General features: G+C 73.1%; 21 protein-coding genes and 2 pseudogenes. 12 read left to right on the top strand and 11 right to left on the bottom strand.

All coding sequences use genetic code 11. The features are described 5' to 3' along the window. Positions 1 to 124: 124 nt before the first annotated feature. Positions 125 to 1,300, top strand: a complete 1,176-nt coding sequence (gene tuf, locus CIB93_RS29850) for an elongation factor Tu (protein ID WP_096631388.1) — start codon at positions 125 to 127, stop codon at positions 1,298 to 1,300. Positions 1,301 to 1,363: 63 nt separating this feature from the next. Next, positions 1,364 to 2,209, top strand: a complete 846-nt coding sequence (locus CIB93_RS29845) for a spermidine synthase (RefSeq protein WP_096631386.1) — start codon at positions 1,364 to 1,366, stop codon at positions 2,207 to 2,209. 29 nt (positions 2,210 to 2,238) lie between these two features. Here the strand turns inward: CIB93_RS29845 and CIB93_RS29840 are convergent, their stop codons facing one another. Continuing rightward, complete coding sequence (locus CIB93_RS29840; RefSeq protein ID WP_096631384.1) at positions 2,239 to 3,330, bottom strand: hypothetical protein; 1,092 nt, start codon at positions 3,328 to 3,330, stop codon at positions 2,239 to 2,241. Positions 3,331 to 3,464: 134 nt separating this feature from the next. On the opposite strand from CIB93_RS29840, the gene CIB93_RS29835 reads away from it, so the two are divergent. Further along, positions 3,465 to 3,902 carry a DUF4442 domain-containing protein gene (locus tag CIB93_RS29835; protein WP_096631383.1) on the top strand — a complete coding sequence of 146 codons (438 nt, stop codon included), beginning with the start codon at positions 3,465 to 3,467 and terminating at the stop codon, positions 3,900 to 3,902. Between the two features lie 160 nt (positions 3,903 to 4,062). Here CIB93_RS29835 and CIB93_RS29830 read toward each other — a convergent pair whose 3' ends face one another. Next, positions 4,063 to 4,593 carry a gamma carbonic anhydrase family protein gene (locus CIB93_RS29830; protein WP_096631381.1) on the bottom strand — a complete coding sequence of 177 codons (531 nt, stop codon included), beginning with the start codon at positions 4,591 to 4,593 and terminating at the stop codon, positions 4,063 to 4,065. Between the two features lie 161 nt (positions 4,594 to 4,754). Between CIB93_RS29830 and CIB93_RS29825 the strand changes: the two genes are divergently transcribed. Both CIB93_RS29825 and CIB93_RS29820 read left to right on the top strand, forming a co-directional pair. Continuing rightward, positions 4,755 to 5,510, top strand: a complete 756-nt coding sequence (locus CIB93_RS29825) for an acyltransferase (RefSeq protein ID WP_096631393.1) — start codon at positions 4,755 to 4,757, stop codon at positions 5,508 to 5,510. 146 nt (positions 5,511 to 5,656) lie between these two features. After that, entirely contained in the window at positions 5,657 to 6,229 is a 573-nt protein-coding gene (locus tag CIB93_RS29820) for a helix-turn-helix domain-containing protein (protein ID WP_096631379.1), read from the top strand. 41 nt (positions 6,230 to 6,270) lie between these two features. On the opposite strand, the gene CIB93_RS29815 is transcribed toward CIB93_RS29820, so the two are convergent. Both CIB93_RS29815 and CIB93_RS29810 read right to left on the bottom strand, forming a co-directional pair. Next, positions 6,271 to 7,095 (bottom strand): aminoglycoside N(3)-acetyltransferase, encoded by an 825-nt coding sequence (locus CIB93_RS29815; RefSeq protein WP_096631377.1) that lies wholly within the window; start codon positions 7,093 to 7,095, stop codon positions 6,271 to 6,273. 39 nt (positions 7,096 to 7,134) lie between these two features. Further along, a complete protein-coding gene (locus CIB93_RS29810) occupies positions 7,135 to 7,569 on the bottom strand; it encodes a CoA-binding protein (protein WP_096631375.1) in 435 nt (144 codons plus the stop codon). 83 nt (positions 7,570 to 7,652) lie between these two features. On the opposite strand from CIB93_RS29810, the gene CIB93_RS29805 reads away from it, so the two are divergent. From CIB93_RS29805 to CIB93_RS29795, 3 genes are all read left to right on the top strand, one after another. Next, positions 7,653 to 8,279, top strand: coding sequence for a YigZ family protein (locus tag CIB93_RS29805; RefSeq protein ID WP_096631374.1), 627 nt, complete (start codon positions 7,653 to 7,655; stop codon positions 8,277 to 8,279). A gap of 197 nt (positions 8,280 to 8,476) precedes the next feature. Continuing rightward, positions 8,477 to 9,646: an exonuclease SbcCD subunit D gene (locus tag CIB93_RS29800; protein WP_096631391.1), complete on the top strand. Its 1,170-nt coding sequence runs from the start codon at positions 8,477 to 8,479 to the stop codon at positions 9,644 to 9,646. After that, complete coding sequence (locus CIB93_RS29795) at positions 9,643 to 12,789, top strand: AAA family ATPase (protein WP_096631372.1); 3,147 nt, start codon at positions 9,643 to 9,645, stop codon at positions 12,787 to 12,789. Before CIB93_RS29800 ends, CIB93_RS29795 begins: the two co-directional genes overlap by 4 nt. Positions 12,790 to 12,810: 21 nt before the next feature. Here CIB93_RS29795 and CIB93_RS29790 read toward each other — a convergent pair whose 3' ends face one another. Beyond that, positions 12,811 to 13,257 (bottom strand): Lrp/AsnC family transcriptional regulator, encoded by a 447-nt coding sequence (locus CIB93_RS29790; RefSeq protein ID WP_030811699.1) that lies wholly within the window; start codon positions 13,255 to 13,257, stop codon positions 12,811 to 12,813. Positions 13,258 to 13,351: 94 nt separating this feature from the next. Here CIB93_RS29790 and CIB93_RS29785 point away from each other — a divergent pair, with 94 nt between their 5' ends. Further along, on the top strand, positions 13,352 to 13,864 hold the full coding sequence (locus CIB93_RS29785; RefSeq protein WP_096631390.1) for a rhodanese-like domain-containing protein: 513 nt from the start codon (positions 13,352 to 13,354) through the stop codon (positions 13,862 to 13,864). Between the two features lie 163 nt (positions 13,865 to 14,027). On the opposite strand, the gene CIB93_RS29780 is transcribed toward CIB93_RS29785, so the two are convergent. Both CIB93_RS29780 and CIB93_RS29775 read right to left on the bottom strand, forming a co-directional pair. Continuing rightward, positions 14,028 to 15,716 (bottom strand): DUF885 domain-containing protein, encoded by a 1,689-nt coding sequence (locus CIB93_RS29780; protein ID WP_096631371.1) that lies wholly within the window; start codon positions 15,714 to 15,716, stop codon positions 14,028 to 14,030. A 67-nt stretch (positions 15,717 to 15,783) separates the two neighbouring features. Next, a complete protein-coding gene (locus tag CIB93_RS29775) occupies positions 15,784 to 16,272 on the bottom strand; it encodes an Lrp/AsnC family transcriptional regulator (RefSeq protein ID WP_096631369.1) in 489 nt (162 codons plus the stop codon). 60 nt (positions 16,273 to 16,332) lie between these two features. On the opposite strand from CIB93_RS29775, the gene CIB93_RS29770 reads away from it, so the two are divergent. After that, positions 16,333 to 17,568 (top strand): PLP-dependent aspartate aminotransferase family protein, encoded by a 1,236-nt coding sequence (locus CIB93_RS29770; protein ID WP_096631367.1) that lies wholly within the window; start codon positions 16,333 to 16,335, stop codon positions 17,566 to 17,568. Here CIB93_RS29770 and CIB93_RS29765 read toward each other — a convergent pair. From CIB93_RS29765 to CIB93_RS29750, 4 genes and pseudogenes are all read right to left on the bottom strand, one after another. Further along, positions 17,480 to 18,937 carry a GNAT family N-acetyltransferase gene (locus tag CIB93_RS29765; RefSeq protein ID WP_096631365.1) on the bottom strand — a complete coding sequence of 486 codons (1,458 nt, stop codon included), beginning with the start codon at positions 18,935 to 18,937 and terminating at the stop codon, positions 17,480 to 17,482. The two genes, CIB93_RS29770 and CIB93_RS29765, sit on opposite strands and share 89 nt — an antisense overlap. A 210-nt stretch (positions 18,938 to 19,147) precedes the next feature. Then, positions 19,148 to 20,743: an alkaline phosphatase gene (locus CIB93_RS29760; RefSeq protein ID WP_096631363.1), complete on the bottom strand. Its 1,596-nt coding sequence runs from the start codon at positions 20,741 to 20,743 to the stop codon at positions 19,148 to 19,150. A 137-nt stretch (positions 20,744 to 20,880) separates the two neighbouring features. Further along, positions 20,881 to 21,509 (bottom strand): annotated as a pseudogene (locus CIB93_RS29755) (aminotransferase class I/II-fold pyridoxal phosphate-dependent enzyme); the annotation flags it as partial. Positions 21,510 to 21,566: 57 nt separating this feature from the next. Next, positions 21,567 to 22,397, bottom strand: coding sequence for an alpha/beta fold hydrolase (locus CIB93_RS29750; protein WP_096631361.1), 831 nt, complete (start codon positions 22,395 to 22,397; stop codon positions 21,567 to 21,569). Between the two features lie 117 nt (positions 22,398 to 22,514). Between CIB93_RS29750 and CIB93_RS39215 the strand changes: the two are divergent. Further along, positions 22,515 to 22,904, top strand: a pseudogene (locus CIB93_RS39215) (RNA polymerase subunit sigma-24); the annotation flags it as partial. Between the two features lie 304 nt (positions 22,905 to 23,208). Continuing rightward, positions 23,209 to 23,976, top strand: coding sequence for a GntR family transcriptional regulator (locus CIB93_RS29740; protein ID WP_096631359.1), 768 nt, complete (start codon positions 23,209 to 23,211; stop codon positions 23,974 to 23,976). Positions 23,977 to 24,183 lie beyond the last annotated feature (207 nt).

Here is a 24,183-nt window from a genome sequence, read left to right as displayed (position 1 = left end):
CTCCGGGTGGCCAAGTTCCTTAAGCCATCGAGAGGTCTCCCCCATGCCAGCCATGCCCAGAGCCCCCGGGCCCTCCGATCTTACGAATGACCAGAGCAACCACTCTTGAAAGGTAGGACCAGCCATGCCCAAGACGGCATACGTGCGCACCAAGCCGCACCTCAACATCGGCACCATGGGCCACGTCGACCACGGCAAGACCACCCTCACCGCCGCCATCACCAAGGTCCTCAGCGAGCGCGGCGGCGGCGGCACCTCCTACGTGTCCTTCGACCGGATCGACCGGGCCCCCGAGGAGGCCCAGCGCGGCATCACGATCAACATCGCGCACGTCGAGTACGAGACGGACACCCGCCACTACGCCCACGTCGACATGCCCGGACACGCCGACTACATCAAGAACATGGTCACGGGAGCGGCGCAGCTCGACGGAGCGATCCTCGTCGTCTCCGCGCTCGACGGGATCATGCCGCAGACCGCCGAGCACGTCCTGCTGGCCCGTCAGGTCGGCGTCGACCACATCGTCGTGGCCCTCAACAAGGCCGACGCGGGCGACCCCGAGCTGACCGACCTGGTCGAGCTGGAGGTCCGCGACCTGCTCTCCGCGCACGGATACGGCGGCGACGCCGTGCCCGTGGTCCGGGTCTCCGGGCTGAAGGCGCTGGAGGGCGACCCACGCTGGACGGCGGCGATCGAGGGGCTGCTGGACGCCGTCGACACGTACGTGCCGATGCCGGTGCGCTACACCGACGCGCCGTTCCTGCTGTCCGTCGAGAACGTCCTGACCATCACCGGCCGGGGCACCGTCGTCACCGGCGCCGTCGAGCGCGGCACCGTCCGTGTCGGCGACCGGGTCGAGGTGCTGGGCGCGGAAGTGGAGACGGTCGTCACCGGTCTGGAGACCTTCGGCAAGCCGATGGAGTCCGCCGAGGCCGGGGACAACGTGGCGCTGCTGCTGCGCGGGGTGGAGCGCGACCGGGTCCGTCGCGGCCATGTCGTGGCCGCGCCCGGCAGCGTGAGCCCGAGCCGCCGGTTCACCGCGCAGGTCTATGTGCTCTCGGCGAAGGAGGGCGGCCGGACCACCCCGGTCGCCACCGGCTACCGGCCGCAGTTCTACATCCGTACGGCGGACGTCGTCGGCGATGTCGACCTCGGCGACGCGGCCGTCGCGCGCCCCGGCGACACCGTCACGATGACCGTGGAGCTGGGCCGTGACGTCCCGCTGGAGACCGGTCTCGGCTTCGCGATCCGCGAAGGCGGCCGCACGGTCGGCGCGGGCACGGTCACCGGCCTGCTCTAGCGGTCCGCCCGCCCGCCACCCCCGAGTTCAGGGGCGGCGGGCGGCACCGGCGACAATGGAGGGGTGAACGAGCCGATACCCGTCATCCGCGACGTCGACTGCGGCACCGCCCGGCTGCTGCCGGACATCGACCGCGACCGGGCCTGGCTGCTCACCGTCGACGACGCGCCCCAGTCCTACGTCGACCTGGACGACCCCACCCACCTGGAGTTCGAGTACGTACGGCGGCTCGCCCACGTCGTGGACGTGGCGGCGGAGCCGGGCGCTCCGCTGGTCGTCCTGCACCTCGGCGGCGGGGCGCTGACCCTGCCGCGCTATGTGGCCGCGACCCGGCCCGGCTCGCGCCAGGACGTCGTGGAGGCGGACCGGGGTCTCCTGCGGCTGGTCGGGGAACACCTGCCGCTGCCCGAGGGCAGCGGGATCACCGTGCACGCCGCCGACGCCCGGGCCCGGCTGGAAGCGGCGGCCCCGGCCAGTGCCGACCTCCTGATCGCGGACGTCTTCGGCGGCTCCCGGGTGCCCGCGCACCTCACCTCCGTGGAGTACGCGCGCGCCGCCGGGCGGGCGCTGCGCCCGCACGGCATCTACGCGGCCAACCTGGCCGACAGCGCCCCGTTCGCCTTCCTCCGCTCCCAACTGGCCAACTTCTCGGCCGTTTTCCCGGAGGCGGCGCTGATCGGGGAACCGGCGGTGCTGCGCGGCCGGCGCTTCGGCAATGTCGTCCTGCTCGCCTCGCACGCCCCGGTCGACGCGGCCCCGCTCACCCGGCGCTGCGCCGCCGACGCCTTCCCGGCCCGGGTCACCCACGGCGAGGCGGTGACCCGGTTCATGGGCGCGGCCCGCCCGGTGGCCGACGCGGACGCGGTCGCCTCGCCCGAGCCGCCGGACGGGGCCTTCGGCGTCGGCTGAGGCGGGGACGTGAGGCGGCAGGGCGCGGGTCAGCCGGTGGGTGTGCCGGCCAGTCGAACGGTGCTCAGGATCTTCTGGACGGTCGTGTCCGGAAGCTCGTCCTTGACGCCCGCGTTCGCGTAGAGCACCCAGGTCGAGAACTCGTCCTTGGCGTTCTTGAAGGTGAAGGCGATCGACTTCCCGTCGGTGTCGCACTTCTCCTTGTTGCTCAGCTCCAGGGCGGTGGCCTCCACGACACTGCCCGACAGACCCGACTTCGTGGTGTAGGCCTCGGGCTTGCCGATCTTGACCTTGCTCTTGGGGTCCGTCTGGGCGTAGGCGCCCCACACCCAGTTGGCGGCCTCGTTCCGGGCGGCCTCCTCGGCGCTCTTGGCGCCCTGGGCGCCCTTCGTGCCGACGCCGGCCAGCCCGGTGCTCTCCTCGCGGCCGTCCCCGTCGGAGTCGTCGACGCACCACTTGCTCTTGTAGAAGGCGGGTGCGGAGAAGCCCACGACCGGCGGGCCGGTGGGGTCCTTGACGTCCTCGAAGCCGGAGAACACGCCCGTGCCCGCGACCTCCCAGTCGCCGGGAACGTCGAACTGCGTGCCCCACTTGGGGTTGGTGACGACCTTCCAGCCCGCGATGAGCGGCTTGGGGTCCCCGTCGGAGCCCCGCGGGTTCTCCGTCGGCGCGGCACCGGTGTCCGATTCGCTGGGCTTCGCGCTCGGCGACGCGGACTTCTTGCCGTCGGCGACGGACTTGCCGCCCTCGTCGTCCTTGCCGAACACCAGAAAACCGGTCACGCCCGCGGCCGCCACCACCGCGAGCGCCGCGACGATCGCCACGATCGTCGTCTTCTTCTTGTCGTCGCCGGGCTTCGGCCCGCCGGGTGTACCCGGGACCGCGTACTGCGCCATGGTCGGCTGCTGGTACGGATTGGGCTGCGGGTACCCCGGCTGCGCGCCGGGCTGCCCCTGCGGGTATCCGTACCCCGGCTCCCCGGGCCGCCCCGGCTGGCCCTGCGGCGGATACCCCGGTTGCTGATAGGGATTCGGCTGCTGGTACCCCGGCTGCTGGTACGGGTTCTGGTGCTGGTCCTGCGGGTTCTGCTCGCCCCCGGGCGGCTGTTGTCCTGGCCACATGGCCAGTAACCATAGAGGGGCTGCGTGTCCACTGCTACGGCCGCCCCTGTCCCAGTGCTGTTCCGGTGCTGTCACGGGGGGATGGCCAAACCTGACTACTCGTGAGTAACCTTCGGTCCATGAGCGCTGAACAGATGACCGTCGGCGAGATGCTCGTCGCGACGGTTCCGATGGCCCGGACCCTCAACCTCGAATTCCTGGAGTCGACCCCGGAGCGTGCCGTCGTCCGGCTGCCGGACCAGTCGGACTACCACAACCACGTCGGCGGACCGCACGCCGGAGCGATGTTCACGCTCGCCGAGTCCGCCAGCGGTGCCATCGTCATCGCCGCCTTCGGCGACCAGATGTCGCGGGCGGTGCCGCTCGCCGTGAAGGCGGAGATCGGCTACAAGAAGCTCGCCATGGGCGAGGTCACCGCGACGGCCACCCTCGGCCGCCCGATCGCCGACGTCGTCGCCGAACTCGACGCCGGGGAGCGCCCCGAGTTCCCCGTCGCCATCGAGATCACGCGTGCCGACGGCGCGGTCACCGGAGAGATGACCGTGGTGTGGACCCTGCGCCCCAACAGCTGAGACAGCGCGCCGACGGCTGACGAACGGCGTAGGCGGCGGACGAACGGCGTACGGCCCCGGGCCGTACGCCGTTCACGCGTTCACGGCCCGGCACGTTCCGGCACGCCCCGGTGTGTCCCAGCCCGCTCCGGACCGGACCGGAGTGTCCCGGCGCGCGGCCTCAGGCCTCGTGCGCCTGGCGGTGGGCCTTGGCCAGCTCCACGTACCCGGCGGCGTTGAAGCGGATGCCCTCCCGCTCCTCCTCCGTCAGGGGCCGCTTGACCTTGGCGGGCACCCCCGCGACGAGCGACCCCGGCGGGACCCGCATCCCCTGCGGAACGAGGGCCTGCGCCGCGATCAGCGAGCCCGCGCCGATGTGCGCACCGTTGAGCACCGTGGCGCCCATCCCGACCAGCACGTCGTCCTCGATCACACAGCCGTGCAGCACCGCGTTGTGGCCGACCGACACCCGCGCGCCCACGGTCAGCGGGAACCCGGGGTCGGTGTGCACGCTGCAGTTGTCCTGGATGTTGCTGTCGGGGCCGAGCGTGATGGGGCCGCAGTCGGCGCGCAGCACGGCCTGGTACCAGACGCTGGAGCCCGGGGCGAGCGTCACCTCGCCGATGACCACGGACGTCGGGGCCACGAACGCGTCCACGGCGATGTCCGGCTCCTTGCCGCCCATGCCCGTGATCAACGCCTGCTCCGCCATCGCCTGCTCCCTCGCGCCGGTGTGGTGCTCCTGGGGCCCTCTCCGCCGGATCGGGCCGACTCACACGGTAGGTGACGGTTCCCGGCGTGCGCCGAGCAGTGGGGCGAACATCACAGGTCACCGCGCGGATCGCCACCCGCGCCTACGACTACCGTGAGCGCGTGCCGAAGAACCGAAACACGTTCTCCTTCCTCGTCCGCTGGCCGCGCCGTGCCGCCTCTCGCGCGGTGCACCGGGGCTGGGCGTGGGTGCAGGAGGCGGGCGCGGTCACCGCGGAACACCCCGGGCGGCTGCGGTTCGGTGCGATCGGCGACGGCACCCGGCTCGCCTTCCCGCAGGGAACCGTCTTCGGGGAGCCGTGGATCGAGCTCGGCGCGCACTGCGTCATCGGCGAGCAGGTGACCCTCACGGCCGGGATGATGCCCGACCTGGACCTGGGGCCCGACCCCATCCTCACGCTGGGCGACGGCGTCGTGCTGGGGCGCGGCAGCCACGTCATCGCGGACACGACCGTGTCGATCGGCTCCGACACGTACTGCGGTCCGTACGTCTACATCACCTCGACGAACCACAGCTACGACGACCCGCACGAGCCCGTGGGCAAGCAGTGGCCCCGGATGGAGCCCGTGGCGATCGGCCCCGGCTGCTGGATCGGCACCGGCGCCGTGATCCTGCCCGGAGCCAGACTCGGCCGGAACGTGGTGGTCGCGGCGGGCGCGGTCGTCAGGGGCGAGGTCCCCGACCACGCGGTGGTCGCGGGCGCCCCGGCCCGCGTCGTGCGCAGCTGGGACCCGGAGACCGGCTGGCAGCCGCCCCTGCGCACGCCCGCACCCGTGCCCATCCCGGAAGGCGTCACGCCCGAGCAGCTCCTCGCCCTCACCGAGCCGGGCGGGGCGGGGGACACCACCAGCCCGTGATCGGGGACATACGCCGCAGGGCCGTGCCATGCGGGGCAGTGCCGCGCGGGGCAGTGCAATATTCTTGACCCCGGCATGCGCTGTACGCGACTGTGCCGCCCACGCCTGGCCCCTTCACACTCCGCCATCCACCGCAGGGACGGAACGTGTCCGACCTCGATCAGCTCACCCGGTCGCTCGCCCGCAACCTCAAGCGCTGGCGGGGGGAGCGCGGCTTCACCCTCGACGTCCTCGCGGCCCGCGCCGGAGTCAGCCGTGGCATGATCATCCAGATCGAGCAGGCCCGCACGAACCCCAGCGTCGGTACGACGGTCAAGCTGGCCGACGCCCTCGGGGTCAGCATCACCACTCTCCTCGACCAGGAGCAGGACGCCCAGGTCCGGCTGGTGCCGCGGAGCCAGGCCGTCCGTATGTGGTCCACCGAAGCGGGCAGCTCCACGACGCTGGTCGTCGGGACCGAGGCCCGGGGCCCGCTCGAACTGTGGGCCTGGCGGCTGATGCCCGGCGAGGGCAGCACCTCCGACCCGCACCCCGAGGGGACCGTCGAACTGCTCCATGTGACCGAGGGCGAACTGACCCTCGTCGTCGAGGACCGGAGCTACCCCGTCCCCGCGGGCACCTCCGCCACGTTCCAGGCGCACGTGTCCCACGGCTACCGCAACGAGGGCGTCGAGCCGACCGTGTTCACCCTGGCCGTCGCCATCCCGCCCGCCCGCTGAGAAGCCCGGGGCGGTCGGCGGTGTCCGCCCGGTGGACGGCCTCAGCCGGCCGTCGCCGACCGGTGCTCCGTGAGCCAGCCCGTGGCGAAGTCGACCGCCGCCCGCAGCCCGACGAGCCGGCAGGCGGCCGCCCCCAGCCGGGCCGTCCGTACGTCACCGTCGGCGGCGGCCTCCTCGAACGCCGCACCCAGGGCCGCGAAGTCGCTGTCGTCCAGGGCGACGTCCTCGTACTCCCACCACTGGCGCACACCCGCGGGCGCCACCACACAGCGGTAGCGGCGGCGCGGCGGACCCGGCATGCGGTATTCGCCCAGGTGGAAGGCCGTACAGGTGGCGTAGCCGGTGCCGAGCAGCAGAATCCGGGCGTCCGCCTCGTACAGCCGGGCGAGCGGCGAATCCTCCCCCAGATGGCAGTCGGCCCGGTGGCCGCTGAGGAGACCTGCCGCACCGGGGCCGAGCGCGGCGAACGAGGTCTGCGGATGGGCGCTGCGCCCGGCGCCCGCCGCCGTCCGCACGGTCTCGGCCAGCGCGCCCATCGACGGCGCGGGTGTCAGCGCCGGGTCGAACGGGGGCATCGACGCCCGCACCGCCTCGCGCGCCTCGTCGCCCAGCCCCCGGACCCGCTCGCGGTAGTGCGGCGAGGTGTCCGAGTTCTCCGGAGTGAAGGCCGGGACCACCACCGTGCCCTCCGGCCCCACCGCCCGGCGTACCGCGTCCAGCACCCCGTCGGCCCCGCCCGCGCCCGGGCCCACCGCCCGCAGCGAGGCGTGCACCAGCAGGACGTCTCCGGGGCGCACCCCCAGCGCGGTGAGGGCCGACGCCGTCAGGGCCCCGTCGAGCGCGTCGTGAAGGAGGGTGTGGTCCACGGCGGGAATCCTTCCCGCCGTGGGACGGGCGCCACACCCTCAGACATGCTCCGGCAGCTTCGGGATCTCGATCGCCGGGCACCGGTCCATGACCATGTCCAGGCCCGCCGCCCGCGTCCGCCCGTACGCGGCCCGGTCCACCACCCCGAGCTGGAACCACACCGCCTTCGCGCCCGCCGCCACCGCCTCGTCGGCGACCGCGCCCGCCAGCTCGCTGTTGACGAACACGTCGACCACGTCGACGGGGAAAGGAATGTCCGCCAGCGAGGCGTAGCCCTGCTCCCCGTGCACCGCCTCGGCCTTCGGGTGCACCGGCACCACCCGCTTCCCGAACCGCTGGAGCACCTGAGCCACCCCGTAGGCCGCCCGGGAGGGGTTGTCGGACAGGCCCACCACCGCCCAGGTGTCGCCGGTGTCCTGAAGAATCCGCCGGATCGTCTCCGCCTCTTGGCGTGCGTCTGTGTCTGCGTGCATGCCGGGACAACCGGCGGCCCCCGTCCGCCATTCCCGACGGGAGTGCCGGGAGCTGCCCGCGCGACGGGACATAGGGTGGGCGGATGCAGGAGCAGTACCGGACCGTCGCCCGCGCGGGTGTGCACGAGAGCGAGATCAACCGATCGCGTTTCCTCTGCTCCCTCGCCCCCGCCGCCACCGAGCAGGAGGCGCAGGACTTCGTCGCCCGCGTCCGCAAGGAGCACCCCACCGCCACCCACAACTGCTTCGCGTACGTGATCGGCGCCGACGCCGCCGTACAGAAGGCCAGTGACGACGGTGAACCCGGCGGAACGGCGGGCGTCCCGATGCTCCAGATGCTCATGCGGCGGGAGATGCGGTACGTCGCGGCGGTCGTCACCCGCTACTACGGCGGCGTCAAACTCGGCGCGGGCGGGCTGATCCGGGCGTACGGGGGAGTGGTCGGCGAGGCCCTCGACGCGCTCGGCACCATCACCCGGCAGCGCTTCCGGCTCGCCACGGTCCGCGTCGACCACCAGCGGGCGGGCAAGCTGGAGAACGATCTTCGGGCCACCGGCCGGGACGTCCGCCAGGTGCGGTACGCGGAGGCCGTCACCATCGAGATCGGGCTGCCGGACGCCGATGTGGCGGCGTTCACCGCCTGGCTGGCCGACGCGACCGCCGGGACCGCCGGACTGGAGCTGGGCGGCGAGGCGTACGGGGACGTGTGACCGGGGTGTGACCCTGGAGCTGGGCGCGAAAATCATGATCGATGCGGGTTCGGCGACCCGGCGGCGTTAGCGTGGTCGTTGCCGACGGCGCGACCGCGGACCGGCGGCGTGCGACCCACGGGGTGGAGGACGAGGACGATGCGGGCCGGTACCGGCGGAGTGACGGCGATGCGGGCCCGGATCGGCGGGGTGGTGGCGTGAGGCTTCTGCACACCTCGGACTGGCACCTGGGCCGGTCCTTCCACCGCGTCTCCCTGCTGGAGGCCCAGGCCGCCTATCTCGACCATCTCGTGGCGACCGTACGGGAACGCGAGGTCGACGCCGTCCTCGTCTCCGGCGACGTCTACGACCGGGCCGTCCCGCCGCTCAGCGCCGTCGAACTGTTCGACCGTGCGCTGCACCGGCTCGCCGCCGCCGGCGTCCCCACCGTCATGATCTCCGGCAACCACGACTCGGCCCGCCGCCTCGGCGTCGGCGCCGGACTCTTCGAGCGGGCCGGAATCCACCTGCGGACCGACCCCGAGGGCTGCGCCACCCCCGTAGTCCTCACCGACGACCACGGGGACGTCGCCCTCTACGGGCTGCCCTACCTGGAACCGGCCCTGGTCAAGGACGCCCTGCGTGCCCCCAAGGCCGGTCACGAGGCGGTCCTCACCGCCGCCATGGACCGGGTACGCGCCGACCTCGCCGCCCGGCCCGCAGGCACCCGCTCCGTCGTCCTCGCCCATGCCTTCGTGGCGGGTGGGGAGCCCAGCGACAGCGAACGCGACATCACCGTCGGCGGGGTCGCCGCCGTCCCGGCCGGAGTCTTCGACGGCGTCGACTACGTCGCCCTCGGCCACCTCCACGGCAGCCAGCGGGTCACCGAACGCGTCCGCTACTCCGGCTCCCCGCTCGCCTACTCCTTCTCCGAGGACGGCCACCGCAAGACCATGTGGCTGATCGACCTCGACGGCGACGGGAACATCGCCGCCGAGGAACGGATCGACTGCCCGGTCGAACGTCCCCTCGCCCGGCTCCGCGGCCGCCTCGACACCCTCCTGGAGGATCCGGGCCTGGACCGCCACGAGCACGCCTGGGTCGAGGCGACCCTCACCGACCCGGTCCGCCCCGCCGACCCCATGGCCCGCCTCGCCCGGCGCTTCCCGCACACCCTCAGCCTCGTCTTCGATCCCGAGCGGGCCCCCGAGGACCCCCTCGCCTCCTACGCCCAACGGCTCAAGGGCCGCGACGACCACCAGATCGCCGAGGACTTCGTCGCCCATGTGCGCGGCGGCAGCGGACCCAGTGACCTCGAACGCACCGTCCTGCGCGCCGCGTTCGACGACGTACGGGTGGACGAGAGCGTGCGCGAGGTGTCCCGTTGAGACTGCACCGCCTCACCCTCACCGCCTTCGGCCCGTTCGGCGCCACCCAGGAAGTCGACTTCGACACCCTCTCCTCGGGCGGACTGTTCCTCCTCCACGGCCCCACCGGCGCCGGGAAGACCTCCGTCCTGGACGCCGTCTGCTACGCCCTGTACGGAGCTGTCCCCGGTGCCCGCCAGAGCCCCGGGGCCTCCCTGCGCAGCGACCACGCGCCCGTGGACCTGCCCACCGAGGTCCAGCTGGAACTGACCGTCGGAGGCCGACGCCTCGAAGTCACCCGCAGCCCCGCCCAGCCCCGCCCCAAGAAGCGGGGCGACGGCTTCACCCTGGAGAAGGCGCAGAGCAGGCTGCGCGAACACGACCCCGAGCGCGGCTGGCAGGCCCTCAGCAAGTCGCACCAGGAGATCGGCGAGGAGCTGACCCAGCTCATCGGCATGAGCCGGGACCAGTTCTGCCAGGTCGTGCTGTTGCCGCAGGGCGACTTCGCCCGTTTCCTGCGTGCCGACGCCGAGGCCCGCGGCAAGCTCCTCGGCCGGCTCTTCGACACCCGCCGCTTCGCCGCCGTCGAGGAGCGGCTCGCCGAACTGCGCCGGGGCGCCGAGGCCAGGGTGACCGCGGGCGACGAGAAGATCCTCGCCCTCCTCCAGCGCATCGCCCAGGCCGCCGGACCCGCCGGGACCGAGGCCGCGCCGCCCGCGGCCCGGCCCGGCGAACCCGGCCTCGCCGACGCCGCCCTGGAATGGGCCGCCCTCGCCCGCAGCGCCGCCCGCGAGCACCTCGACATCGCCCACCGCGTGCTCGCCGATGCGGAGGGGCGGCAGACCGCCGCCCGCCACGCCCTGGACGCCGAACGCGAACTGGCCCGCCTCCAGCAGCGGTACGAGGAGACCCGGGCGCGGGCCGCGGCGCTGGAGGAAAGCCGCCCCGAACACGACCGCTGCCAGCAGCAGTTGGAGCGCGCCCGCAAGGCCGAGCGGGTCGCCCCCGCGCTGGAGCTGCGCGAGGAGGCCGAGCGCGCCCACCGGACGGCGAGCGACGTCCTCGGCACGGCCAGGGCGCGGCTGTCGCCCGACCTCGTCGACGCGGGCGCCGAACAACTCACCGAGCTGGAGCGTCGGTTCCGGCAGGAGCTGGGCGGCCTGGAGTCCGCCCGCCGGGCCGAGCGGCGCAGCACCGAGATCGACGAGGAACGGGACCTGCTGGAGCGGGAGGCCCGGGCCGACGACGCGACCGTCCGCGACGCGGACGCGTGGCTGGCCGACTGGGACGCCGTCCACACCCGGCTCCGGGAGCGCGTCGCGGCGGCCCAGGAGGCCGCGACCCGCGCCGAACAGATCGCCGGACGCCTCGGCCCGGCCCGCCGCCGACTGGACGCGGCCCTCCGCCGCGACGCCCTGGCCGTCGAGGAGGAGACCGCCCGGCACGCCCTGTCCGAGGCCTGGGAACGCGCCCTCGACGCCCACGAGACCTGGCTCGGGCTGCGGGAGCGGCGGCTGCGCGACATCGCGGCGGAGCTGGCCGCGGGGCTCGTCGACGGCGCGCCCTGCACCGTCTGCGGCTCCGCCGACCATCCGGCGCCCGCCACCGAGGGCGATGGCCATGTCGACCGGGCCACCGAGGAGGCCGCCCTCACCGCCCACCGGCGCGCCGAGGAGGCCCGCGCCCGCGCGGAGCAGGCCCTCGGCCTCATCCGCGAACGCCACGCGGCAGCCCACGCCGAGGCCCGCGAGGCGGAGCCTTCGGTGACGGCAGGGGACGGGGCGGCTGCGTACCCTGCCGCCGACGAGCACGCCGCGCGGGCGGAGTCGACCGCGCGCCTCCCCGCCGGCCCGGTCCCCGCGCAGGCGGCGGAGCCCGCCGGCCTCCCGGCCGACGCCGACGCCGGCCCGTCCGTCGCCGAACTCCGCCAGATCGTCGACCGGTTGACCGAGGAGCACGCCGAGGCCCACCGCCTCGCCGCCGGGACCCACGCCGCGCACGAGGCTCTCGACGCGGCCGAGCGCGAGCACCTCGGGCGGCTCGAACTCCGCCAGCAGGCCGAGCGCAGGGCCGCCGCCCGCACCTCGCGGCGCGAGGCGCTCGACCGCGAACAGGCGGGGCTGGAGGGCGAACTCGCCGTAGCCCGGGCAGAGTCCGGCTCGGTAGCCGAGTACGCGGACCGCCTCACCCGCCGGGTCGCGTTGCTCGCGGACGCCGCCGAGGCCGTACGCGCTGAACAGGAAGCGGCCCAGCGGCGCAAGGAAGCGGACGACCGGCTGTCCGACGCGGCGTTCCGCGCGGGCTTCGACACCCCGCAGGACGCCGCGGCGACCCTCCTCGACGCCGCCGCCCAACGCGACCTCCAACACCGCATCGACGCCTGGCAGTCCGAGGCCGCCGCGGTCGCGGACCGCCGCGCCGAGCAGGACGCCCGCGCCGCGGCGGAGCGTCCCCCTGCCCGACCCGCCGCCGCACAGGGCGCGTTCGACACGGCGGAACGGCTGCTGCGGGAGGCCGCCTCCGCACTCGCCGCCGCCCGGGAGCGCTGCGCCGAGCTGTCCCGCCTCTCGTCGCTGGCCGCCGACGAGGTCCGGCGGCTGGGCCCGGTGCGCCAGGAGTACGAGCGCGTCGCCCGGCTCGCGGGCCTGGCCGCGGGCACCTCCGCCGACAACGAACGCAAGATGCGCCTGGAGGCCTACGTCCTGGCCGCCCGCCTGGAGCAGGTGGCGGCGGCCGCCACCGCGCGCCTTCGGCGGATGTCCTCCGGCCGCTACACCCTCGTCCACTCCGACGCCCGCACCGGCGGCCGCAGGGCGGGGCTCGGGCTGCATGTGGTGGACGCCTGGACCGGCAGCGAACGGGACACCGCGACCCTGTCCGGCGGCGAGACGTTCTTCGCCTCTCTCGCCCTCGCGCTCGGCCTCGCCGACGTGGTGACCGAGGAGGCGGGCGGCGTACGCCTGGACACCCTCTTCATCGACGAGGGCTTCGGCAGCCTCGACGACCAGACCCTGGACGAGGTGCTCGACGTGCTGGACTCGCTGCGGGAGCGGGACCGCAGTGTGGGCATCGTCAGCCACGTGGCCGACCTGCGCCGCCGTATCCCGGTCCGCCTCGAAGTGGTCAAGGAGCGGCAGGGCTCCTCGGTGCGCCATCGCCTGTGACCCTGCCGGGCGAACGCCCGTTCAGCGTCCGATCGCGCGACGGGGGAGCGGCGAGGAGTAGACGATGCTCGTCGTGACGGAGCCCAGGGCGCCGATCCGGCCGGTGGTCTCCTCCAGATGCTTCATCGAGCGGGCCGTCACCTTGAGGACGAAACAGTCGTCACCGGTGACGTGGTGGGCCTCGATGATCTCCGGCGTGGTCTCCAGGAGGTCGTGGAACGGCTTGTAGTTGCCGTTCGGGTACCGCAGCCGTACAAGGGCGAGGATCGGCAGCCCCAGCCGTTCGGCGTCCACCACGGCCGCGTACCCGCTGATCACCCCCAGCTCCTCCAACCGCCGCACCCGCTCGGTCACGGCGCTCGGGGACATGGCGACGGCACGGGCGAGCTCGGCGAACGTCGCCCGTCCGTCGCGCTGAAGGACGTCGAGGATGCGCCAGTCGGTGGCGTCCGGGGAATAGTCGGTCATGGGTCGGATAGAACAGGGAAATCCCCGGCAGATCAAGAAGAGCGCCGGGAAATCCCACTTCCGGACCCCGGCCTGCGACCGTAAATTCATGGTCATGAACTCTCAGCCCGCTCCCGCGCCCGCCCCCGCACCCACGACTCCGGCCGACAATCCCGTGCTGCGCGTCGCGCCCGCTTCGCCCGCCGCCGCGGCCGCCCACTTCGCCGCCTCGCTCGCCTTCCACGCCGACGTCTCCGATGTCGCCTCCGCACTCGCCGCCGACGGCGACCCCGGGTTCGTCGTCGTGGACAGCCGTTCCACCGCGTCCTGGGACCAGGGGCACATTCCCGGGGCGGTGCATCTGCCCACCGCCCTGATCCCCGAGCAGGCGGCGGCGCTGCTCGACCCGGCCGTGCCCGTGGTCACGTACTGCTGGGGGCCCGGCTGCAACGGCGCCACCCGTGCGGCCCTGGCCCTCGCTCAACTCGGCTACCAGGTCAAGGAGATGCTCGGCGGCTTCGAGTACTGGGCGCGCGAGGGGTTCGCCTACGAGACCTGGGAGGGAAGCGGGCGTCGCGCCGCCGACCCGCTCACCGCACCGCTCGACGACGCCGACTGCGGCTGCTGAGAGCAACAGCTGACCCGGCGTCACCGATGCGGCCCCGTCCGCGGGGTCACCGGCGCGGCACGGCGGCGGCCGACGCCGCGAACAGCTGCCCGGCCGCCACCCCGCTGACCTGGCCGTCGCCGACTTCAACCACCCGCCACAGCCGTCGGCACCGCCGGTGCGGTCAGAGCCGGGACAGCTCGTCCACCAGATCGTCCAGACCCAGCGACCCCTGGGAGAGCGCTGCCATGTGCCAGGCCTTGAGGTCGAACGCGTCGCCGCGCGCCGCGCGCGCGTTCTCGCGGCCCAGCAGCCAGGCGCGCTCGCCCAGCTTGTAGCCGATGGCCTGGCCCGGCATGGACAGATAGCGGGTCAGCTCGCTCTCCACGAAGTCGGCGGGACGCCCACTGTGGTTGCCGAAGAACTCCTGCGCCAGGCCGGGCGTCCAGCGCTCGCCCGGGTGGAAGGGGGAGTCCGCCGGAATCTTCAGCTCCAGGTGCATGCCGATGTCGACGATGACCCGGCAGGCACGCATCATCTGTGCGTCCAGATAGCCGAGCCGCCGCTCCGGATCGGGCAGGAATCCCAGCTCGTCCATGAGCCGCTCCGCGTACAGCGCCCAGCCTTCGGCGTTCGCGCTGACCTGGCCGACCGACGCCTGGTAGCGCGAGAGGCTGTCGGCGACGTGCGTCCACTGGGCGATCTGGAGGTGGTGGCCGGGAACGCCCTCGTGGTACCAGGTCGAGACCAGGTCGTACACCGGGAAGCGGGTCTCGCCCATGGTGGGCAGCCAGGTGCGTCCGGGGCGCGAGAAGTCCTCGGACGGACCGGTGTAGTAAGGCGCGGCGGCCCCGCCGGGCGGGGCGATGTGGGACTCCACCTTCCGGACCCGCTCGGCGAGGTCGAAATGGGTGCCGTCCAGCGCCTCGATCGCCTCGTCCATCAGCTCCTGGAGCCAGTCACGGACCTCGTCCACGCCCTCGATGTGCTTGCCGTGCACGTCGAGGTGGGCGAGCGCCTCCCAGGGACCGGCCCCGGGAAGCACCTTCTCGGCCTCGGTCTTCATCTCGGCGAGCAGCCGGTGGTACTCGGACCAGCCGTACGCGTAGGCCTCGTCGAGATCCAGGTCGGTGCCGTTGTACAGCCGCGACCAGCGCGCGTACCGTTCCCGGCCGACCGTGTCCGGCGCCCCCTCGATCGCCGGGGCGTACACATCGCGCATCCAGTCCCGCAGCGAGAGCACGGAGGCCGTCGCGAGCCGGGCCGCCTCGTCGAGCTCCGCCCGCAGAGCGTCGGGAGCCGAGGCGACGAAGTCCTCGAAGAACGCCGGGCTGTCGCTCTCGCCGCCCCACTCCGTCAGCTGCCCGATGAACGTCGCGGTCGCGCGCGGTCCGCCGTACAGCTTGCGTTCCAGACCGAGCGCGAGCGAGGCGCGGTACCCCTCCTGCGCGGCGGGCACGGCGCGCAGCCGCTCCGCGACCGCCGCCCAGTCCTCCTCCGTCCCGGTCGGTGTGATCGTGAAGACCTCGGTGATGCTGTGCGCGGGCGAGTGCAGGTTGGAGACGGTCCGCAGCCCCTCCTCGGCCTCGTGAACGGCGAGCTCCGCCGTCAGGCGCTCCCGCAGCAGGCGTCCGCAGCGCCGCTCGGCGTCACTGTCCGCGCCGGGCCGCTGCTCCGCGGCGTCCAGGTCCCGCAGCGTCTTTTGGATGAGGTCGGCGACCGCGGCCTGACCGGCCGGTGAGAAGTCGGGCAGGCGGTGCGAGCTCTCGGGCACGCCCAGGTAGGTGCCGGTGATGGGGTCGAGTTCGATGATCGCGTCGACGTAGGCGTCGGCGACCTGACGGGGCAGCGCGCTGCTCGAAGTGTCTGACATGCGGACATCCTCGTACGGCGGCACGCCCCCCGTCACCACCATTGAACACGGGACGTCCGAAAGACGATCACGCCTCGGGAGCCTGCCGGGGCGGCAGAAGCGGCCCGCAGTCCCACTGCTGGAAGACCAGCCGCGTCTCCACCCGAGCCACTTCCCGGCGCGAGGTGAACTCGTCCAGCACCAGCCGTTGCAGATCCGCCGTGTCGGCCACCGCCACCTGCACGAGATAGTCGTCGGGGCCGGTGAGATGGAACAGCGCGCGCGACTCCGGCAGAGCCCGGACACGGTCGACGAACGGCCCGATCAGCTCCCGGCGGTGCGGCCTGACCTGCACCAGGAGCAGCGCCTGAAGCCCCCGGCCCAGCTTCGCCGGGTCCAGCCGCAGCTGGTCGCCGAGGATCACCCCGGCACGGCGCAGCCGGGCCACCCGGTCCAGGCACGTCGAGGCGGCCACGCCCACCTCGGCGGCGAGCTCCCGGTACGTCGTCCGCGCATCGTTCTGCAGGAGCCGCAGAATCTGCAGATCCACCGGATCAAGAGCGACTGAATCGGTCATGCGGCGAACGTAGCACGGGGATATACCGCTACGAACCGGTAACTGTTCAGAGTGACGCGCATGGAGAACGAAGTCTCGATGACGCCCCCTGCCGCCACCCCTTCCAGGGCTCTCGCCACCGAAGCCGTGCACGCCGGACGCGACGACCTCGCCTCCCTCGGCCTGCACGCCCCGCCGCTCGACCTGTCCACCACCTACCCCTCCTATGACTCCCGGGCCGAGGCCGAACGGATCGACGCCTTCGCCACCACCGGCGCACGCCCCGACGGGCCCCCGGTCTACGCCCGGCTGGACAACCCCACCACCGGCCGTTTCGAGACGGCGCTCGCCCGGCTGGAGGGCACCGAGAGCGCGGTCGCCTTCGCCAGCGGCATGGCCGCCCTCACCGCGGTACTGCTCGCCCGGGCGAGCCTGGGCTTGCGCCATGTCGTCGCCGTCCGCCCGCTCTACGGCTGCAGCGACCACCTCCTCGGCGCCGGACTGCTGGGCACCGAGGTGACCTGGACCGACCCGGCGGGCATAGCCGACGCGATCCGCCCGGACACCGGTCTGGTGATGGTCGAGACGCCCGCCAACCCGACGCTGGCCGAGATCGACATCCAGGCCGTCGCCCAGGCCTGCGGCTCCGTACCGCTGCTCGTCGACAACACCTTCGCCACCCCCGTCCTCCAGCGCCCCGTCGAACACGGCGCGCGGATCGTCCTGCACAGCGCCACCAAGTACCTCGGCGGCCATGGGGACGTCATGGGCGGCGTCGTCGCCTGCGACGAGGAGTTCGCCGCCACGCTGCGCCAGGTGCGGTTCGCCACCGGCGGCGTGCTGCACCCGCTGGCCGGATACCTGCTGCTGCGCGGCCTCTCCACCCTTCCCGTACGGGTACGGGCCGCCTCGGCCAGCGCCGCCGAACTCGTCCGTCGGCTCACCGCCGACCCGCGGGTCGCCCGGGTGCACTACCCGGAGATCGGTGGCGCGATGGTCTCCTTCGAGGTGTACGGGGACCCGCACCGGGTGATCGCCGGGGTGCGGCTCATCACCCCTGCCGTCAGCCTCGGCAGTGTGGACTCGCTGATCCAGCACCCGGCCTCCATCAGCCACCGCATCGTGGACGAGGGAGACCGGCGGGCGTCGGGCGTCGGCGACCGGCTGCTGCGGATGTCGGTCGGCCTGGAGGACGTCGAGGACCTGTGGGCGGACCTGTGCCAGGCCCTCAGCGACGGGTCCGTTCAGCCGGAGCGGCCGTCGGCGGAGCGGTCTGCCCACTCGCCCGCTGCTCACCCGTCCCTGGCTCACTCGTGAGCTGCTCCCGCGTGAGCCGTTCACTCCTCAGCCGGGCGGTGATGACGAGCGTGCCCTCCTCGATCTGATAGTCGAGGGGCAGCTCAAGCGCGCGCATCGCCGCCACCATGCCGGTGTTGCGGGCCTGCGTCACGGCGTAGACGCTGTCGCAGCCCGCCTCGTCGGCGAGGGCCACCAGCCGGCGCAGCAGCTCGGAGCCGATGCCCCGGCGCTGCCAGTCGTCCTCGACGAGGAGGGCGACCTCGGTCTCGTCCCCGTCCCACAGGAGGTGGCCCAGCGCCACCAGTTTTCCGGAGGCGGTCTGCACAGCCAGGGTGCGCCCGAAGCGAGGGCTCAGCAGATGGTCCAGATAGCGGTCCGCGTCCCCGACGGGGCCGTGGTAGCGCAGCCCCAGGGTGTGCTGGGAGCAGCGGTCGTGCATGGCGCGGGCCGCGGTGAGATCGCCGCGATCCGCGCGCCGCACGGTGATCTCGTTGCCCTCGGGCAGCGTGAGGATGTCCTCGCTGCGCGGCACCCGGGGGCCGAGGCGGGCGTCGAGCTCGACCAGGGCCCGGGCCCGGGCGAACTCGGTCGGTGTGAACGGCAGATAGGGCCGCTCCACGGAGATGACCCCGCCCGACGGGTCCCGCAGACGCATGACCGTCTCCTCCAGCACGCCTTCGACCGGGGCGCTCTCTCCGGTCGGACGGCCGGTGACGGAGACGGCGGGCAGCGAGTGGATGGTGCACCGGCCCAGCAGCTGGCGCAGCGCGAGGGGAAGCTCGGCCGCGTCGAGCGCCGTCCGCGTGGCCAGTGACAGCACCCGCGTCGGGGTGTCGACCAGATCGTGGGCGTCCGCGCGCTCGATCCAGGTGGAGGAGCCGCCCGCGGCGGAGATCTGCCCGGTCAGCTGCTGCGCCTGGAGCGCGGCGGGCGCCCGCAGCAGGAACTCGTCGACCGTCCCGTCGGCGAGCGGGTGGGTCTGCAACGTGAGGATGTCGACCCGGAGCCGGGCGAGAGCCACGCACAGCGCGGCCAGACTCCCGGGGGCGTCGCGTACCGTCGTCCGCATCCGCCACAGCACGGTCTCCTCGGCGCCGCAGACTCCGCCCGCCTCCGTCCTCGCACCGGCGTCGGTATCCGCATCGGTACAGGCCTCTCCATCGGCTGATGGGGGAGCGTGACTGTGTTTCCGTGCCCACCAGGTGTGGAACGCCGCGGTGGCCACCAGCGCAACCGCGGAGGCCAGGAGCAGATAGGGACCGTCGGGCTGGTGCCCGATCAGATTGGCGATCGCGTCGGCCACGGCCACGGCCGTGAACAGGGCGGCCAGCTCGATCAGGTCCCGCCGCCAGTGGTGCGGACGGCGGGCGCTCTTCGCGGATGTCACATCAGTCATACCCTCACTGTGAGGGAAGGGTGTTGCCTGATCACGAACGCCTTGTGACTGATGGGTTAAGTGTGGATCTGGTTGCCTATCGTCGCCTTTCAGTCAAATTTTGGGGGTCATATTTGCCGTACTCGACATCGTTTGCTCGGGGCCCAGTGGCAGCACTCCCGGGCACGGGGGAGTCGGGGACGTCGAAGCCGCCCCCGGCCGCTACTGCCCGACGCGGCCGGGCCGGAGCACCCTGGTGAACAGCACCGCCCCGCCCTCCGCCCGCAGACGCACCGTCAGATCCGCGCTGTCGCCGTCGATCTCGACCTCGCCGAAATACTGCGGGGACTCCATCGGCGACACATTGGCGCGGTCCGGGGCCCGCACGAAGACCCGGTCGGGTCCGAACGTGCCGTCCAGCTTGTTGGCCGGGAAGCCGCCCGCGGCCAGCGGGCCCGACACGAACTCCCAGAACGGGGCGAAGTCCTTGAACGCCGCTCGCTCCGGCGCGTAGTGCTGGGCCGAGGTGTAGTGCACGTCCGCCGTCAGCCACAGCGTGCCGGTGACCCTGCGGTGCTTGATGAACCGCAGCAGCTCGGCGATCTGGAGCTCCCGCCCGAGCGGCGCGCCCGGGTCGCCCTGCGCCACCGCTTCGAAGTTCGCCGAGCCGTCCGGGACGACCAGGCCGAGCGGCATGTCGGCGGCGATCACCTTCCACACCGCCCGGGACGCGGCGAGCGAGCGTTTCAGCCACCGCAGCTGCTCGGCGCCGAGGATGCCGGTCGTCTCGTCGGCCTGCCGGTTCGGGGAGTTGGCGTTGCGGTACGAACGCATGTCGAGGACGAACACGTCCAGCAGCGGCCCGTGGTGGACGACCCGGTACATGCGGGACGGCCGCGCCGAACCGTACGAGGGCGACAGCGGGACGTACTCGTGGAAGGCCCGCACGGAACGCGCCGCGAGGATGTCGACGTTCTTCTCGGTGTAACGGGCGTCGTCGAGGATCTGGCCGGGATACCAGTTGTTGCGCACCTCGTGGTCGTCCCACTGCACGATGGAGGGCACTTGGGCGTTGAAGCGGCGGACGTTCGTATCGAGCAGGTTGTAGCGGAAGTTGCCCCGGTACTCGTCCAGGGTCTCGGCGACCTTCGCCTTCTCCTCGGTCATGACGTTGCGCCAGATCCGCCCGTCCGGCAGCGTGACCCTCGCCTCCAGCGGCCCGTCCGCGTAGATGCTGTCGCCGCTGCACAGGAAGAAGTCCGGGTCCAGGTGGCGCATCTCCTCGTACGCCCGGTAGCCGCCGATGTCCGGATTGATGCCCCAGCCCTGGCCCGCGATGTCGCCGGACCACAGGAAGCGCACGCCGTCCCGGCGCCGGCACGGAGCGGTACGGAAGGTTCCGTACACTGGGCGGCCGACACGGCGCGGATCTTCCGGGTCGGTGAGCGTGACGCGGTAGTGGACCTGCTCGCCCGCGGGCAGCCCGCGGAGGGGCGTCGTTCCGGTGTGGTCCGTTCCGGGGCCGATCAGCGGCCCGTGCCACCGGCGGGGCCGCCGGAACGAGGCGGTCGCCGAGGTCTCCACCAGCATCCGGGCGGGCCGATCCGACCGTACCCAGACCAGCGCCGACGAAGCCGTGACGCTTCCCACCTGCACGCCCCAGGACGCCTCGGGCCGCCCCGCCAGGGTCAGCGCGGGCGCGGCCGCCGGGGTCGCGGTCGCGGTCACGGGGGAGAGGGCCACCGCTGCCGGGGCGAGCAGCGAGCCGCGCAGGACCGCGCGGCGGCCGGGCGAGGGGATACGCGGGCGGTAGGGCATCGGAGCGCCTCCAGGAAGGTGGACGGGCGGTGCACCACGCCCCCGGGAGGCCGAGGCCTGCCCCGGGACCGGCGCCGGTCTCCGTCCATGCCTACTGCCCGGCGGAGGCCGGGGCCCCAACCCCGGGTGAACTACTCGACTCCGGTGGGGAACTGGTGCGTGGGCGTGGTCACCACTGCGCGCACGCCGGAGCACAGCAAGGGCGTCAGGGCGAGCCCTTCGTCGTCGAGCGGCAGCCGGACGGCCTCCAGGCCGGTCGCCGCGAACAGGGAGGTGTGTTCCGGGCTGCCCGGGCCCTCCACGCCGACCGGGGCCGCCCCGGCTTCCCGGAGCACGAAGCGCAGGAGGCTCGTCGCCTGGGCCACCCCTGAGCAGACCACCAGCGGTTCCGGATCTGCCACCACTCCGCGCCGCCGGGTCGACAGGGCGGCCAGTGGCTCGCGCAGCTCCGGCAGCCCTCGTGGGTCGGGGTAGCCGAGGGCCCGGTGCGGCAGGCGGCCGAACACCGCCCGCTGGGCGGCACTCCACGCGCTGCGCGGGAAGAGAGACCGGGGGTGCCCGGCCGGAAGTCCACCGGAGCGTCAGGCGCGCCCGGAGCACGTTCGCGATCGGAGCCGAACGCGCCACGCTCTTCTCCGGGCTGATCCCCGTGTCCGCCACGCTGACCGCACCTCTGGTGGGAGCCGGTACGTACGGCCTCGCGCAGGGCGCGGGTAGCCTCCTGGTCGGCGCGGGTGTGGCCTACGGCACCGGCGTCACCGGGCATCGCACGGCCGCCCGGACTCCGCGCTCCGGGCGGCCGCCGACGCCCCGGCGGGCCCGCTCAGCGGCTGGTGTCCAGGATGACGCGCGCGACCAGGGCGGGGTCGTCGTTCATCGGGACGTGCCCGCAGCCGGGCAGCCGGACGAGCCGGGCGTCGGGGATCACCCGCTTGGCACGGACCCCCTGCCTGCGAAGCAGGATCCGGTCCCGGGTGCCCCAGGCGACGGTGACGGGGATGCCCTTCACGTCATCGCCGAAGAAGGTGCCCCGACCGACCTCCAGCGTCTGGTGAAACCCGGTCGCTCCCCGCAGGGCGAGCGTCTCGGCGACGACGGCTTCCGGTGAACGCCGCGCAGGCCGGGCGTAGATGGTGCTGGTCAGGGCCGTGCGACCGGCCGCGCTCCGCGAGAGCCGCTCGATCAACGGCACCGGCATCGCGAGCGCACTGCGCCGCATCGCCCGCAGCGTTCCGAAGGCGTAACGCCGCTCCGCCTCGGTCCAGAATCCCGCCGGGGCCAGCGCGGTCACCGAGCGGACCAGGTCCGTGCGCCCCAACTCCAGCGCGAGCAGGCCCCCGAGGGAGTTCCCGGCCACATGGGGGCGGTCCAGGCCGAGTTCGGCGCAGAGCGCCCCGAGGACCGGTCCGACGGTCGCGAGATCGTACGGGACTCCGTCCGGGAGGGCGGGCGAGGTGCCGAACCCGGGGAGGTCCACGGCGATGACCTCCCGCTCGGCAGCCAGGATTCGCGTCACCGGATCCCAGGCCTGGAGGTGGTGGCCGATGCCGTGGAGCAGCAGCAACGGCTCGCCGGAGCCGGTTCGTTCGTAGGCGACCGATACCCGACGCGGGCCGTCGGCCGTGTCGGCGGTGAAGGAGACCGTGGTGGTCATGCTGCTCCCTGCGCTGGAGTCGACATCTCGGAGGGGATAGACATCTCGTCAACAACAATTACCGTTGAGTAGCTTGCGGTTCAAGGGGCCGGGCGATTCCCACCGGTCAGCAATCGGCGCGGCGGCGGGCATGTGGGGGAGCGCAGACCGCGATACGACGGCGACCCGGCCGAGCGGCGCGACCTCGCCGAGCGGCTCCTCGCCGCCGCGTCCGGCGGCGGTATCGAACAGCTCCTCGCCCTGCTGGCCCCGGATGCCCGCCTCGTCAGCGACGGCGGTGGCAGGGCGAAGGCGCCGAGGCGGATCATCGAGACGGCCGGCAAGGTCGGACGGTTCCTGCTCGCGGCCGCTCAGGACCTGGGTCCGGGCGTCGAAACCCGCATCGTGGAGATCAACGGCGGACCCGCTGCCGCTTTCCTCATCGGCGGAGAGCTCGACACGGTGTGTCTGGTCGATGTCAGCGAAGGTGCTATTCAATGCGCCTATATCACTCGCAATCCGGACAAGACTCCACGCTGTCCGTCGAATAGCCGGAAACGACATCGGACGCCCGGGGCACCCGCCCCGCGGGTTCGCCGCGAGCCTGGTCGGAGCCCCGTCATCGGCAGGGTGGCGGGGCTTTGCGCCGCGCGCGCCTCACCGCACCGCGAACGTCGTGTGAACGCTCCGCGCCAGAGTTCCGTTTCGTTCCGCTACGGAATAAGGATTGGTCTTGACCAAGGGGGTGTACCGCCCTAGGGTCTCCACTTAAGACAGGAACCTTTAATAAATAACGTCGCGGAAAATCCGCTGGGCGATTGCGGAGGACAGGGTGGGGACCACGCAGCTGGAATCGGTACAGGAGCCGAAGTACTGGCACCTCAAGACCGTGCTCAGTGAGGCACTCGACTCGGACTTCGCGGTGGGGGAGATCCTGCCCAACGAGCGGGACCTCGCGGCGCGGTTCGGTGTCGCACGCGCCACGCTCCGGCAGGCCCTGGAACAGCTCGAACTCGAAGGCCGACTCCAGCGCCGCCGTGGCGTCGGGACGACCGTCGCCCCGCCGCGCGTGGGTGTCGCCGTCTCCACGGGCCGCCGCGAATGGACGGGCGGCGTCGGCGGCGAGGCCTGGCAGCCGGTCGACTGCACCATGGACAGGGCCCCCGCGGCGGTCGCCGCCATGCTGGGCACGGACTCCACCGAGCCCGTGCACGTGGTGCGCCGCATCCGTGCCACCCACGGTCAGGCGGTCGCGGCGGAGCTCCTCTACATCCCCGCCTCCTCGGTGCCCGAACTGTCCGCCATCGACGCCCCGGCCGGAGCCGTCCGCGCCCGAAGCGTGCTGCGCGAGCTGCACCGGCTCGGCCTGGAGGGCCAGGACCGTTCCGTCGAGCTCGGGTCGGCGCGCGCGGACGACGCCAAGGAGCTCGACCGGCTCCCCGGCGCACCCGTCCTGGTCGTCACCACCCGCTACTTCACCGCGGACGGCATGGCGGCCGTCTCCGTCGCCACCTACCGGGCGGACACCTGCCGTCTCACCTTCGGGGACTCCGGCGCGCTGGAGATCAGCGAGGAAGAGCAGGACCGCCAGGCCTCGTGAGGCGCGGGGCCTCACGAAACGTCAGCCCCAGCCGGGCTGACCCGCGCCGGGCTTCGTGAGGCGTCCTCCCTCCTTTGGCACGCCGGGTCTCGCCAGCCCCATGACGCCCGGCCCACCAGGTCACGACAGCCCGCTGCCTCCGGAGGCCCCCATACTTCCGGCATCAGCGGGCTGCGTCGTACGCGCCCCAGGCACGGCCACGCCCCG

The organism is Streptomyces sp. WZ.A104 (assembly GCF_002382885.1).
In the GTDB taxonomy this organism is placed as follows: domain Bacteria; phylum Actinomycetota; class Actinomycetes; order Streptomycetales; family Streptomycetaceae; genus Streptomyces.
This window is presented reverse-complemented; position numbering and strand designations above follow the sequence as displayed.

Excerpts from the sequence above, each read along its gene's own strand:
- tuf (WP_096631388.1), top strand. The coding sequence starts at position 125 with ATGCCCAAGACGGCATACGTGCGCACCAAGCCGCACCTCAACATCGGC.
- CIB93_RS29840 (WP_096631384.1), bottom strand. The coding sequence starts at position 3,330 with ATGTGGCCAGGACAACAGCCGCCCGGGGGCGAGCAGAACCCGCAGGAC.
- CIB93_RS29835 (WP_096631383.1), top strand. The coding sequence starts at position 3,465 with ATGACCGTCGGCGAGATGCTCGTCGCGACGGTTCCGATGGCCCGGACC.
- CIB93_RS29830 (WP_096631381.1), bottom strand. The coding sequence starts at position 4,593 with ATGGCGGAGCAGGCGTTGATCACGGGCATGGGCGGCAAGGAGCCGGAC.
- CIB93_RS29810 (WP_096631375.1), bottom strand. The coding sequence starts at position 7,569 with ATGCACGCAGACACAGACGCACGCCAAGAGGCGGAGACGATCCGGCGG.
- CIB93_RS29805 (WP_096631374.1), top strand. The coding sequence starts at position 7,653 with ATGCAGGAGCAGTACCGGACCGTCGCCCGCGCGGGTGTGCACGAGAGC.
- CIB93_RS29790 (WP_030811699.1), bottom strand. The coding sequence starts at position 13,257 with ATGACCGACTATTCCCCGGACGCCACCGACTGGCGCATCCTCGACGTC.
- CIB93_RS29785 (WP_096631390.1), top strand. The coding sequence starts at position 13,352 with ATGAACTCTCAGCCCGCTCCCGCGCCCGCCCCCGCACCCACGACTCCG.
- CIB93_RS29780 (WP_096631371.1), bottom strand. The coding sequence starts at position 15,716 with ATGTCAGACACTTCGAGCAGCGCGCTGCCCCGTCAGGTCGCCGACGCC.
- CIB93_RS29775 (WP_096631369.1), bottom strand. The coding sequence starts at position 16,272 with ATGACCGATTCAGTCGCTCTTGATCCGGTGGATCTGCAGATTCTGCGG.
- CIB93_RS29770 (WP_096631367.1), top strand. The coding sequence starts at position 16,333 with ATGGAGAACGAAGTCTCGATGACGCCCCCTGCCGCCACCCCTTCCAGG.
- CIB93_RS29760 (WP_096631363.1), bottom strand. The coding sequence starts at position 20,743 with ATGCCCTACCGCCCGCGTATCCCCTCGCCCGGCCGCCGCGCGGTCCTG.
- CIB93_RS29750 (WP_096631361.1), bottom strand. The coding sequence starts at position 22,397 with ATGACCACCACGGTCTCCTTCACCGCCGACACGGCCGACGGCCCGCGT.